At 53.6% G+C, this 12511-nt stretch carries 9 protein-coding genes; 7 read left to right on the top strand and 2 right to left on the bottom strand.

The window, feature by feature from the left end:
• Positions 1-206: 206 nt before the first annotated feature.
• Both DI579_RS06405 and DI579_RS06400 read left to right on the top strand, forming a co-directional pair.
• Entirely contained in the window at positions 207-1646 is a 1440-nt protein-coding gene (locus DI579_RS06405; protein ID WP_303678950.1) for a lipase family protein, read from the top strand.
• 44 nt (positions 1647-1690) lie between these two features.
• Complete coding sequence (locus DI579_RS06400; RefSeq protein ID WP_290598817.1) at positions 1691-3127, top strand: lipase family protein; 1437 nt, start codon at positions 1691-1693, stop codon at positions 3125-3127.
• Positions 3128-3274: 147 nt separating this feature from the next.
• Here DI579_RS06400 and fbaA read toward each other — a convergent pair whose 3' ends face one another.
• The gene (gene fbaA / locus DI579_RS06395) at positions 3275-4309 is read right to left on the bottom strand and encodes a class II fructose-bisphosphate aldolase (protein ID WP_303678949.1); all 1035 of its coding nucleotides are present in this window, start codon (positions 4307-4309) and stop codon (positions 3275-3277) included.
• Positions 4310-4559: 250 nt separating this feature from the next.
• On the opposite strand from fbaA, the gene DI579_RS06390 reads away from it, so the two are divergent.
• From DI579_RS06390 to DI579_RS06380, 3 genes are all read left to right on the top strand, one after another.
• Complete coding sequence (locus DI579_RS06390) at positions 4560-5456, top strand: DedA family protein (RefSeq protein ID WP_290598819.1); 897 nt, start codon at positions 4560-4562, stop codon at positions 5454-5456.
• Positions 5449-6588: an aromatic acid exporter family protein gene (locus DI579_RS06385; RefSeq protein WP_290598820.1), complete on the top strand. Its 1140-nt coding sequence runs from the start codon at positions 5449-5451 to the stop codon at positions 6586-6588. Before DI579_RS06390 ends, DI579_RS06385 begins: the two co-directional genes overlap by 8 nt.
• A gap of 187 nt (positions 6589-6775) precedes the next feature.
• A complete protein-coding gene (locus DI579_RS06380) occupies positions 6776-8074 on the top strand; it encodes an adenylosuccinate synthase (RefSeq protein ID WP_290598821.1) in 1299 nt (432 codons plus the stop codon).
• Positions 8075-8224: 150 nt separating this feature from the next.
• On the opposite strand, the gene DI579_RS06375 is transcribed toward DI579_RS06380, so the two are convergent.
• Positions 8225-9652, bottom strand: coding sequence for a sodium:alanine symporter family protein (locus DI579_RS06375; protein ID WP_290598822.1), 1428 nt, complete (start codon positions 9650-9652; stop codon positions 8225-8227).
• Between DI579_RS06375 and DI579_RS06370 the strand changes: the two genes are divergently transcribed.
• Both DI579_RS06370 and purT read left to right on the top strand, forming a co-directional pair.
• The gene (locus tag DI579_RS06370) at positions 9651-11141 is read left to right on the top strand and encodes a sodium:alanine symporter family protein (RefSeq protein WP_303678948.1); all 1491 of its coding nucleotides are present in this window, start codon (positions 9651-9653) and stop codon (positions 11139-11141) included. The two genes, DI579_RS06375 and DI579_RS06370, sit on opposite strands and share 2 nt — an antisense overlap.
• 87 nt (positions 11142-11228) lie before the next feature.
• Positions 11229-12446 carry a formate-dependent phosphoribosylglycinamide formyltransferase gene (gene purT, locus DI579_RS06365; RefSeq protein ID WP_303678947.1) on the top strand — a complete coding sequence of 406 codons (1218 nt, stop codon included), beginning with the start codon at positions 11229-11231 and terminating at the stop codon, positions 12444-12446.
• The last annotated feature ends 65 nt before the right edge of the window (positions 12447-12511 follow it).

Genomic DNA, 12511 nt, shown 5'->3' with positions numbered 1-12511 from the left:
ATGGCCGTACGGTAACACAATAAGCATACTTTTCCGGTTGCGTACCTTACCCATATTCATCTTGCCCCATATCCCGCTTTGTGGGGGAAACGCGTATTCTTAAAGGAGTTTTAGCGTTTCCATTGGAAGAACACCATTTGTGTTGTTGCGTGAAGCTAGTAAAAACTAGTGGAGCTAGTGGAGCTAGGTGAAAAGAAGGCTTATTTATGTCTTATGCGGGTCGACGGATCGGTAAAGCGGCTCTGTCATTGTGTGTTACTACTGCCCTCACTGTTGGAGTGGGGTGCGGTGTTGCGTCAGCAACAAGTTTTGATGCGGCGGCACAACCAATTGATTTAGGCCAGACTCAAGTCGGAATGACGATCGAGCAGTCGCAATATATAGCGCGTCAGCTCAAACCTGTACCGCTTAAAGTTACCCTGAAGAAGGGGCCTCGTCGCCCTATCCCAGAGTGGGCCAAATCGAGTATTAAGCCTAACCCGTTCTTCGACAATGATGCTTGGCGTTATGTCCGTAAAGGCTATAAGCCCGGCCAGGTTATGCGACAGCGTAAAGCCCGTTGGGTGAAGGGATATTTCCCCATTGCTGCACGCGGAGTGCAGTATGCGTACGTTTCCTACGATTCCCGCGGCTACCCCATGACGGCTACGGCTACGTTGGTTATTCCACACCATCTGAAACCCAATGCGAGTGTGATGGAATATAACCAGTTCATTAACTCGTCGGGGCCGAACTGTAGCGTAACCACGCAGATGAATCAGTTGTTCTCCTGGGGAATGATGACGAGCACCATTCAGATGGTGGGTGCAGCCCTCGCACTGGGGTATCCCGTTCTTCTTCCCGATGGTGATGGTGCCAATAATATTTACGCCATTAACCGGGTAGCGTCCCACGTCATTCTGGATTCCATGCGTATGGTGCATGAACAGCATGATTTCCCGCTGGCAAAGTCGCATTTTGTTTCGCTAGGTGCGTCTCATGGCGGAATGATGACGGGCTACACAGCTGCCGAGCAGCCGTATTATGCTCCCGATCTCACGGCTTACGTCAATCAATTTGTTGTCAATGAGGGTGCGCCAGATCTTATTAAGTTGGCCCATAGCTTTGGTCTTTATGGGGAGCTACAGAATGCGCCAAGCGTTTACGGTAGTTTCTTGATGAGCTTCGTTGTCGGAGCTGCGCGTGAGTACCCCGATCTCTTACCGCACCTGTACCAGTGGTTTACTCCGTATGGGAAAGCTGTTGTGAAGGGAAACCGTAGTATATGTACGCCGTTGACGTTCGCAGTGGGCCCCGGTGTTCCTATTAAAAATATTGTGAAAGAAGGCTTCTTCGCTTCGCAAACATTTAAGAACATGTTGCAGATTGCGAAGTACTCTTCTTCGTTCTACTACCCGGGTACACCGAAAGTACCAACGCTGCTGATCCATGGCACGCTAGATGAAATTCTTTTCCAGGCTGATCAAGATAAAGCCTTGTGGCAGCGTTACTGTAAGGCTGGTTCCAATGTGGTTTACGAGCAGGTTCCTGGGACTGGGCATTTCATTACTCCAGCTGTGTCCTTCCCACGTATGGTGATACAGTCCGTCAAGTCACTTGAGGGGAATCACCAAACTCCGAACTGTAGTAACCCAGTTATTCTTTAATGCCTGTGCTGGTGTGAAGGACTGGCACGAAGGAAGGTTTATATATGTCTCATCCGCGGAGACGTTTCAGTAAAGTGGCTCTGTCCCTTTGCCTTACCGCTGTTATGGCGGTGGGAGGAAGCGCGGGAGTGGCGTCGGCACACGGTTTCGATGCTGCTGAAAAGCCAATTGATCTGGGTGATCCCCAGCTTATGATGACGGTTGCGGAATCGCAGCATATAGCGAAGCAGCTACCTCCGGTACCGGGAAAAATTAAGTTGCGGAGGGGACCCCATCCCGCTGTTCCAGAATGGGTGAAATCGGATTTTAAAGATGATCCCTTCATGGAAGACGACGCCTGGCACTATGTGGACAAGGGCTATAAGCAAGGCCAGATTATCCGTAAACGTAAATCGTTATGGTCGCAGGTGTACTTCCCCGGCTCGCACTCCATGCAGTATGCATTTGTGTCCTACGATTCCCGCGGATATCCCATGACGGCCACCGCCACACTGGTGGTTCCACCTATTGTGAAGCGTAATGCCGGCATTGTGCAGTGGAATGAGTACATTAACTCCTCCGGCACAAAATGTAAGGTCACTACCCAGCTTAATCAGCCTAATTCGTGGGGTATTATCAATAGCCCCATTGAGTTGATGAGTGCTGCACTTGCATTGGGATACCCAGTTCTTTTCACAGACGCGGAAGGACCGCGTAACTCCTACGCTATTAACCGTTTGTCCGCGCACGTCATGTTGGACTCTATGCGGATGGTGCATCAGCAGCATGATTTCCCTCTGCAGCAGTCCCACTTCGTCTCCATGGGTATCTCCCATGGTGGTCTACAAACTGGGTACACTGCGGTAGAGCAGCCCAATTATGCACCAGAATTAGCGCCCTACATTGAGCAATACATTGTTAATGAAGGCGCACCGGACTTCATTAAACTAGCCCACAGTATGGGGTTGTACGGACAAGTATCAAACGTTCCTAGTGCGTGGGGCGGATTCTTGGTGAGTTTTCTCATTGGCATGATGCGTGAGTATGGGGATCTTCTTCCCCATATGGAACAGTGGCTAACCCCCTACGGTAAAAAGCTCATTAAGGCTAACCGCAATTTATGTATGCCTTTCACTCTTGCCGCAGGTGGGGGAGGTATTTTCAAATATTTGGTGAAGGATGGATTCTTCCGTTCAAAGACGTTTAAGACCGCTTTGAGAATTGCTAAAGATTCCTCATCCTTCTACAACCCCACTATCCCAACGTCCCCCATTTTGTTAGTTCACGGTAAGTTTGATGGAATTCTCTATCAGGCTGAACAAGATGAAGTTCTTTGGCAGCGCTACTGTAATGCTGGTGCTAATGCGGTTTATGAAAAGATACCGTTTACTGGCCACATGATGACTCCGGGTGTGTCAACAACCCGTATGTTCCTCCGCACAGTACTATCGCTTCACGGTGTGAAACAATTGCGGAATTGTCTTGTTCCGGTCATTATCTAGGGAACTATTCCCCGGCGGCTCGCCAATAGCTGGTAACCAATAACTGGCGCTGGTGGCTGATACTAAATAGCTAAATAGCAGTGGTGCCCCGTCCGAACATTCGGACGGGGCACCAACTAGTAGTAAGACTACTTGCAGAGTAGAAGACTACTTGCAGATGCTCTTGCCAACAGAGTGAAGATCCTGGCAGGCCTCAACAACGCGCTCTGCCATGGCAGCTTCAGCCTTCTTCAGGTAGGAGCGGGGGTCGTAGACGGACTTGTCTCCAACCTCGCCCTCAATCTTCAGCACGCCCGAGTAGTTGGTGAACATGTGATCCACTACGGGGCGGGTGAAAGCGTACTGAGTATCGGTATCGACATTCATCTTGACGACGCCGTAGCCCAGGGCTTCTTGAATCTTTTCCTTCTCGGAGCCGGAGCCGCCGTGGAAAACAAAGTTGAAGAACTTTTCGCCCTCGGGAAGTCCTAGCTTCTTGGCGGCAACCTCCTGGCCCATGTTAAGAACCTCGGGCTTCAAGACAACGTTGCCCGGCTTATAGACACCGTGAACGTTACCGAAGGTAGCGGCAAGGAGATAGGGAGCAGTGGAGCCGTCACCAAGAGAATCGATGACGGTGGCGAAGTCGTGCTCGTCGGTGTAGAGCTTGGCGCCGTGCTGAGCCTTCACACCGTCTTCTTCGCCGCCCACAACACCAATCTCGATTTCGAGAAGCTGGTGGTTAGCGGTGGTCTGGGCGTAGAGTTCCTTAGCAATTTCCATGTTTTCGGGCATGGGGATAGCGGAGCCGTCCCACATGTGGGATTGGAAGAGGGGATCTTCGCCACGCTTTACGCGCTCAGCGGATACTGCCAGGAGGGGACGAACGAAACCGTCAAGAGCGTTCTTGGGGCAGTGATCGGTGTGTAGAGCAACGGTAACTCCGTAGTACTTCGCCATGCGGGTGGTGTACTCGGCTAGGGCTACGGCACCAGCTTCCATGCTCTGGACGTGGAGGCCAGAGCCGAACTTTGAGCCGCCTGTACTGAACTGAACAATGCCGTCGGATTCGGCGTCGGCAAGGCCTTTGAGAACAGCGTTGATTGTCTCAGTAGAGGTGCAGTTGATGGCGGGGAAAGCGTAGCCACCTTCCTTGGCCTTCTTTAACATCTCGGCATAAGACTCGGGGGTTGCAATAGCCATAAGGTTTCCTTCGCAGAGATAGGGGCTGTCGGTGTTTCCGTATTCACCTACCATTATGCACCTTTATAGCCAGAAACAAATGTGGAAAATGGACCCGTCTGAACCGATACATTCTGCAGTGACAGGGAGAATTTAGGTTTACCATAGAAAATTTAATGGTGAGCCCAGGTTCATCAGCACTGTTCTGTAGTACTGTTCCGCAATAATCTGCGAAAAGCACAAATAACCATTTCTCGCCTATACTAACCAGGTGATTATTCCCGCATCGCTGGCAGCAACACATGCGACGGTATCCACTACCCTCGCACTTGGACCCCAGTGGCTAGACCCTACCTACCTGCTAGGGAACAATGGCCCCTTCGGTGCATTCGTGCTGCCTGGCATGCTGCTCATTATCTTCATTGAAACCGGACTCCTCTTCCCCCTCCTCCCCGGCGACTCCCTCCTCTTCACCGCCGGATTCCTCTCCATCCAACCCAACGGTTTCGCCCCCATCTGGCTTGTCTGCCTCTCCGCCTCGCTAGTAGCGGTACTCGGCGATCAATGCGCCTACTGGATCGGCAGGAAAAGCGGGGAAGCGCTCCGCACCCACAAAGACAATGCCGTCTTTAAAAAAGAACACCTGGTACAAGCACACCGATTCTTCGAAAAACACGGTGCCGTTACCGTCATCATCTGCCGCTTCGTCCCCATCGTACGAACGTATGCCCCGGTGGTGGCGGGTATGTCGGGCTTCCGCTACCGCGTGTTCCTCTCCTTCGATATTCTCGGCGGACTCCTGTGGGGCACCGGTGTTACCCTCCTGGGTGCCGCACTCGGTAACTTCACATTCGTCCAAGAAAATATTGAGCTGATCTTCCTCTTCGTCATCCTCCTTTCGCTCCTCCCCGCCATTATTACCGCCATTAAAGGCGCTATAGACTCCCGGAACAGCGACCTGCCCCAATCCATCAACCCGGAAGATGCCGCTACCCAAATTCTTGCCGGAACCAGTGATGAGAACGATACGGACGTGCGTAAACGCCTTGTTACAGCATTCCAGTCGGAGCAAGACCATGAAGGGCTCGACGCCGCCGCAATAAAGGAACTTGTCTGCTCCGAACTACTCGACTTCTCCCGCAATGAGGATGCAGCAGCACATGCGTAACTGGGTGAAAACTCGGGCGCACATTTTTCAGGACAGTCTTAAACGCCGATGCCACCGCGTCTACCGCAGCCTTATCCCCATCACCCAGGCTGCCGTCGCAGCATCTGTAGCATGGTGGGTAGCCACCCTTATCTTCCCCGACACAAAACCCTTCTTCGCGCCGGTCTCCGCCATCATTGCCCTAGCCCCAGTGCCCGGCCGTCGCATTAAACGATCCGTCGAAATTGGTGCCGGCACTATTGCCGGCGTTCTTATTGGTGAACTGATTATTGCCCGCATTGGTTCCGGTGTGTGGCAGATTGGCTTCGTTGTTTTTCTGGCGATGGTGATGGCTCTCTTCCTGGGGTCCGGCATGCTGGTCTCTGTACAGGCAGCCTCCTCCGCTATCCTCATTGCTACCCTTATTCCGCCGCATGGGCCGGGTGGTTTGCAACGCGTATGGCACGCCATAATTGGTACCCTCATCGGCATTATTGTGATGGCGTTGATCCCCGCTAACCCCATCCGCGATATTCGCCGTCGTCTTGCCGCAGTTGTGCAAACCGAACGCGACGTGTTGGGTGACGTTGCCATTGGCCTCCGTACGCACAATACAGAGCTGGTGACGAATGCTCTTGTCCATATTCGCGCCACCCAGCCAGCGTTGAATGATATTCGCGATACCCTCTACAACGGTGCTGAAGTGGTCCGTATATCCCCACTGCTGTGGTACGCCCGCAAAGATCTTGAAAAGTGGGAAAAGTTTATTGAGCCACTGGACAATACGGTGCGTAATACGCGCGTACTGGCGCGGCGAGCAGTTGTTATCCTCGACGATAATGTCCAGCTTGATGAGCGTCTCCTGGATGCTATTTCGCAGTTGAGTGACGCAACCGGGGTAGTGCAGTCCATGCTTGCCGAACACGCTAAGTGGCGAACCACAGAACATGAGGCCACGCAGGCACTGATGTCGGTGGCCGTCCGCACCGGTTTTCAGCTGGAACCCGATGATCCGTCTGGAATGCATGGGCTGGTTATGCAAGCCCAGATTCGTTCCACTCTTATTGACCTTTTGCAGGTGTGCGGTATGACGCGGGAGGAAGCTGTGCAGGCTGTTCCTGCAGTGGGTGATACTGGTCACCACCCAGCGTAACCGGCGTAAAAAGTTTTCACTCTTCTCTCGTAACGAGGTAGAATTAGGTAACGGGTCTGCAGGGTAGGCCCGGGTTTTTCATTTTGTGCCCACATTGCTCCTGTGCCACCACTGTCCGGAAAGACCGACAGCATAGGTTACGTGATGTTCCCACCCCTGCCGGCTCGGTCAAAGAAAGAACGAGAATATGGCAGCGATCGTCATCAACGGAGCCCAGTGGGGCGATGAAGGCAAAGGTAAGGCCACCGACATTCTCGGCGGTCACGTCGACTTCGTCTGCAAACCCAATGGCGGCAACAACGCCGGCCACACTGTCGTGGTCAGCGGCGAAAAGTATGAGCTGAAACTGCTCCCCGCCGGTATCCTCACCCCCAATGTCACTCCCGTCATTGGTAATGGTGTGGTCGTCAACCTTGAGGCTCTCTTCCAGGAAATCGATGGCCTGGAATCCCGCGGTGCTGACTGCTCACGTCTCCGCATCAGCTCTAATGCCCACCTCGTAGGGCCCTACCACCAAACCATCGATAAAACCACCGAACGCTTCCTCGGTAAGCGCGCCATTGGCACCACTGGCCGCGGTATTGGCCCCTGCTACGCCGACAAAGTTAACCGCATTGGTATCCGCGTCCAAGACATTTTTGACGAATCCATCCTCCGTCAAAAAGTGGAAGGCACCCTGCGTGCTAAGAACGAAATGCTGGTGAAAGTCTACAACCGCCCCGCATTCGACGTGGACGAAATTGTGAACTACTTCCTGCAGTACCGCGACCGCCTGGCCCCCATGGTATGCGACACCAGCCTCCTCCTGAATAAGGCTCTTGACGAGGGTAAATCCGTCCTTATGGAAGGCGGCCAGGCCACCATGCTGGACGTGGACCACGGCACATACCCCTTCGTTACCTCCTCCAACCCGTCCGCAGGTGGTGCCTGCGTGGGCTCCGGTATTGGCCCCACCCGCATCACCCATGCCGTCGGAATTATTAAGGCTTACACCACCCGCGTTGGCGCTGGCCCATTCCCCACCGAGCTCTTCGACGAATCCGGTGAGTTCCTCCGCGAAACCGGCCACGAGTACGGTGTTGTTACCAAGCGTCCCCGCCGCTGTGGCTGGTTCGATGGTGTTGTTGCCGAGTACGCGTCCCGCATTAACGGTTTCACCGACATGTTCGTGACGAAGCTCGACGTCCTCACCGGTCTGAAAGAAATCCCCGTCTGCGTTGCCTACGAAGCAGACGGCAAGCGTTTTGACCACATGCCGGAAAGCCAAAGCGATTTCCACCACGCGAAGCCCATCTACGAAATGCTGCCTGGCTGGACTGAAGACATCACCACCGCGCGCACGTTCGATGATCTGCCCGAGAATGCCCAGAAGTACATGAAGCGTCTGGAAGAACTCTGTGGTACCCGCATCTCCTACATTGGTGTTGGCCCCGGCCGTGACGAGAATGTCGTCATTAACGACCTCGTGGCCGAAATCGAGGGCTAATACAGGGTAGCTCGATAGGGCTTAGCTAGAGTCCATTAAGAGAGAGCCCACTAAAAGCTCACTAAAGAAAACTCAATAAACAGGAGAACGCCCGCACGGGAGGATCCGCAAAGGATCTTCCGGCGGGCGTTCTGCTATCCAGCACTGGTGTTAATCCCAGCACTCGACATTGCGGGCCTGAGGGAGGGAATCCTTATGAAACACAGGGTTGTGGCCACTGTCCTTTTGACTGTTGTAGTCGCGGAGAAGCTCAATAGCTAGCCCACCAAGCGGAATAACTGCCACCAGGTTAATAGTGGCCATAATACTCATGGAGATATCCGCCAAGGCCCACACAAAGTCCAATGCGGCCAAGGATCCCCCAAACACACACAGCACCACCAGAATACGGAACCACATAAGGGCCTTCTTCGATTCTGTGAGGAATTGGATATTGCACTCCCCGTAGTAGTAATTACCAATAATGGAACTGTACGCCAGGAAGAACAACACCACAGCCAAAACCGGATTAGCCCAACTTCCTAGCTGGTGGGCAAGCGCATGTTGAGTAGCTACGGCGCCATCATCCACCCCATAGTCGGGGTTATTAAGCAGAATGATGAAGGCCGTCACCGAGCAAATAATAAGGGTATCGAAGTAGACACCCAGGGTTTGTACAAAGCCCTGTTTTACCGGGTGTGACACTGCCGCCGTGGCGGAAGCATTAGGAACAGACCCCATACCGGCCTCGTTGGAGAAGAGACCACGGCGAATACCAATCATCATGGCTGCACCAATACCGGCTCCGGCTACCTGTTTTGCCCCGAAAGCGCACTGGAAAATGAGGGAGATGGCGCCGGGAATTTTGGCCCCGTTGACAATGCATACGTAAAGCCCGAGGACGATGTACACCACCGCCATAATGGGAACTAGCACTTGTGAGACGGCACTGATTCGCCAAATTCCACCAAAAATAACTGCCGCTGTTAACGCTGAGATAACAAGGGCAAGAGCAAGATTAACCCACTTCATATTGTCTGAATTGTGGATGAGGGGCTTCAACGCTTGCGATGTTGTTTCGGTAATAGAGTTGGCCTGCACCATATTAAAGACAAAACCATAGGTAAACGTAATGGCGATAACGAAGAGGATAGCCAGCCACCGTTTCTCTAAACCTTTTTCAATATAGTAGGCGGGACCACCTCGAAATGCTCCTGTCGCTTTATCTTTCACCTTATAAAGCTGCCCCAACGTGGACTCGACAAAAGCCGTCGCCCCACCCACAATGGCGAAAAGCCACATCCAGAAGAGAGCGCCTGGACCACCCAAGGCAATAGCCACAGCCACACCCACAATATTGCCGGTACCAACGCGGCTTGCCGCCGATACTGTGAATGCGCGGAATGCGCTAATGCCCTTCTTTCCGCCCTCTTGCTTTTCCGGCTGCTCCACGAGGGTACGCATCATCTCCGGCAGGTGGCGTATTTGTACCACAACAGTCCGGATGGAAAAGTAAAGACCAGCAATAGCCAATAACGCCATTAACACATACCCATATATGTTGTTAATGCTGCCCAGTAGTTCGGTGGCATTCTTCATGGGCAATAGTTTAATGGGAGATAACGCGAATAATGGTAGTGTCGTTCTAGTGCTCACAGACCTGGTCACCCAAATAGAAGGATTTATATCCTCCCATATCCTCATTTTTGTGCTCGTTGGCCTCGGCATTGTCTTTACCGTTGCCACTCGAGGTGTACAGTTCCGCCTCTTCGGGCACATGTGGCACCTCATGCTCGATTCACGGAAGCAAAAGGGCACCTCCCTCTCCAGCTTTCAAGCATTCACAGTGGGTCTCGCTTCACGCGTGGGCACCGGTAATATCGCCGGTGTTTCCCTGGCACTTATCGTGGGCGGTCCCGGCGCTCTCTTCTGGATGTGGATAGTGGCGCTCCTGGGCATGGCGACCAGCTTCATGGAAAGCACCCTTGCCCAAATCTTCAAAGTGAAGGGGAAGGACGGACTCTCCCACGGTGGCCCCGCCTACTACATTGAGCGCGGTCTGGGCTCCCGCACGTGGGGTGTTATATTTGCGGCTCTCCTCGTCTTTTCCTATGGGCTTATCTTCCCCATGGTGCAGTCGAATACTATTGCCCAGCAGTTCAAATCCACCGCCGGCATACCCGTGTGGGTGACGGCCCTCGTTCTCGTGGCTATCAGTATCCCCATCATGTTGGGTGGGTTGCGCCGGGTTGCGAAGGTAACAGAGCACCTTGTGCCCATTATGGCCATTATTTATCTGCTGGTGTCGCTTATTACCATCCTTATGAATATCACCGACCTGCCGCGTGTGTTCTCCGATATTTTCGCGGGTGCTTTTGGTCTACGAGCAGGCCTAGCCGGTGTGGGCGGGGGACTCTGGGCCACCATGTTCAACGGTGCTAAGCGTGGTCTTTTCTCCAACGAGGCGGGACAGGGGTCCATGCCCAATGGGGCCGCCACCGCTGACGTGCCGCACCCGGTGGTACAGGGGCTTATTCAGTCCCTTGGTACTTTCGTGGACACCATCATCGTCTGCTCCATGACGGGTTTCATGATCCTGCTGGCTGGTCCCAGTGTTTATACACCCGGGCAGGAATTGGAGGACGGGATCCTGGCACAGACTGCACTGACACACCATCTGGACTACGGTACCGGCTGGACAGTGTGGTTTATGTCCATTGTTATCTTCCTCTTCGCCTACTCCAGTACCCTGGGCTATTCCGTGTTCGCCGAGATTAACGTGAATTATTTGGGGTGGACGAAACACGGCAGCACCATACTGCATGTTGTGATGATTGCGGCGACGGGGTTGGGGTCTATAGCGGCGTTGCCGCTGGCATGGTCCCTGGCGGATCTTTCCCTGGCGCTGATGACCATTATTAATATGGTGGCGGTAGCGCTTCTTATGAAGTACGGTGTGCGGTGCTTGTGTGACTATGATAGGCAGCGCAAGGCCGGTATTGAGACTCCCGTATTTGTGGAAACTCCCGGGTTTTTCCCCAAGGCGGTTCCCGATTCTGCCTGGGTTGCTCGTCACGAGAATGAATAACTCTGGTAGTAGACGCCTTATGGTGCTGTTTGTGTGGTAATCGTGCTCTATCATGAGAGCTAACACCACGCTGAGAAGGAGCCTCCCATGACCACACCACCCGTCTTGCCCCGCATTGGTACTGCCCAAACTCCAGGTGCGACACGGGTTATGCTACTGGGATCGGGTGAGCTCGGTAAGGAAGTCACTATTGCCTTCCAGCGGCTCGGCGTTGAAGTGATTGCCGTGGACCGCTACTACGGTGCCCCGGCCCAGCAGGTAGCACATCGCAGCTACACCATTAATATGGCTAACCCGGACGAACTCCTCCCTCTTATTCGAGAGGAACGGCCGGACTATGTTATTCCCGAAATTGAAGCTCTTGCCACGGACGCGCTCGCGCTTATCCAGGAGGAGGGTACGTCCACGGTTATCCCCACTCCACGGGCAGTGCAGCTCACAATGAACCGCGAGGGTATCCGCCGGCTCGCCGCGGAAGAATTAGGGCTTCCAACATCCCCCTACCAGTTCGCATCGTCGCGGGAAGAGATGAAAGAGGCTATCCAGAATGTGGGTATGCCGTGCGTTGTGAAGCCTATTATGTCGTCGTCGGGGCATGGGCAAACGGTGGTACGCCACGCTGATGATATTGATGCTGCATGGGACCACGCCCGCGACGATTCCCGCGTGGACCAGGGGCGCGTCATTGTAGAGGGGTTTGTTGACTTCGACTACGAAATTACCCTGCTTACCGTGCGGGGACGGGATCCCCAAACGGGCGAGACGAGCACCTATTTCTGCGCTCCCATTGGTCACCACCAGGACAATGGGGACTATGTGGCATCGTGGCAGCCCCAGCCTATGACGGATGCGGCATTGGCAAACGCTCGTAAAATTGCGGACAAGGTGACGTCCGCACTCGGTGGCCGCGGCATTTTTGGGGTAGAGCTTTTCGTCAAGGGGGACGATGTTCTCTTCTCAGAAGTATCACCCCGCCCGCATGATACGGGACTCGTCACCATGGCGTCGCAGCGTTTTAGCGAGTTTGAACTGCATGCCCGAGCCGTATTGGGGCTCCCCGTGGATACGACGCTGCTTTTCCCGGCGGCCAGTAGTGTAGTGAAGTCGCCGTGTGAGGGCGAGGGCCTGGGCTTTACCGGGGTTGCCGATGCTTTAGCTATTCCGGGTACTGATGTGCGCCTCTTTGGTAAGCCGGAAGCGCATGTGGGACGTCGCATGGGGGTTGTGGTGGCAACAGGTGTCGATGTGGAGGATGCTTTGCAGAAATCACAATCGGCAGCCCAGAAGATTCACGTCGTTCGGTAAGATTTTCCTAATAATAAGAAACTTTTTATCCACAATCACGACAAAATTTCGTATAGTTGTCACAA

This window comes from Lawsonella clevelandensis (assembly GCF_003241315.1).
Taxonomy (GTDB): domain Bacteria; phylum Actinomycetota; class Actinomycetes; order Mycobacteriales; family Mycobacteriaceae; genus Lawsonella; species Lawsonella clevelandensis_A.
This window is presented reverse-complemented; position numbering and strand designations above follow the sequence as displayed.

What these genes read in the sequence shown, in the direction of transcription:
- purT (WP_303678947.1), top strand. Translation starts at nt 11,229, where the DNA reads ATGACCACACCACCCGTCTTGCCCCGCATTGGTACTGCCCAAACTCCA.
- DI579_RS06375 (WP_290598822.1), bottom strand. Translation starts at nt 9,652, where the DNA reads ATGAAGAATGCCACCGAACTACTGGGCAGCATTAACAACATATATGGG.
- fbaA (WP_303678949.1), bottom strand. Translation starts at nt 4,309, where the DNA reads ATGGCTATTGCAACCCCCGAGTCTTATGCCGAGATGTTAAAGAAGGCC.
- DI579_RS06370 (WP_303678948.1), top strand. Translation starts at nt 9,651, where the DNA reads ATGGGCAATAGTTTAATGGGAGATAACGCGAATAATGGTAGTGTCGTT.
- DI579_RS06385 (WP_290598820.1), top strand. Translation starts at nt 5,449, where the DNA reads ATGCGTAACTGGGTGAAAACTCGGGCGCACATTTTTCAGGACAGTCTT.
- DI579_RS06400 (WP_290598817.1), top strand. Translation starts at nt 1,691, where the DNA reads ATGTCTCATCCGCGGAGACGTTTCAGTAAAGTGGCTCTGTCCCTTTGC.
- DI579_RS06405 (WP_303678950.1), top strand. Translation starts at nt 207, where the DNA reads ATGTCTTATGCGGGTCGACGGATCGGTAAAGCGGCTCTGTCATTGTGT.
- DI579_RS06380 (WP_290598821.1), top strand. Translation starts at nt 6,776, where the DNA reads ATGGCAGCGATCGTCATCAACGGAGCCCAGTGGGGCGATGAAGGCAAA.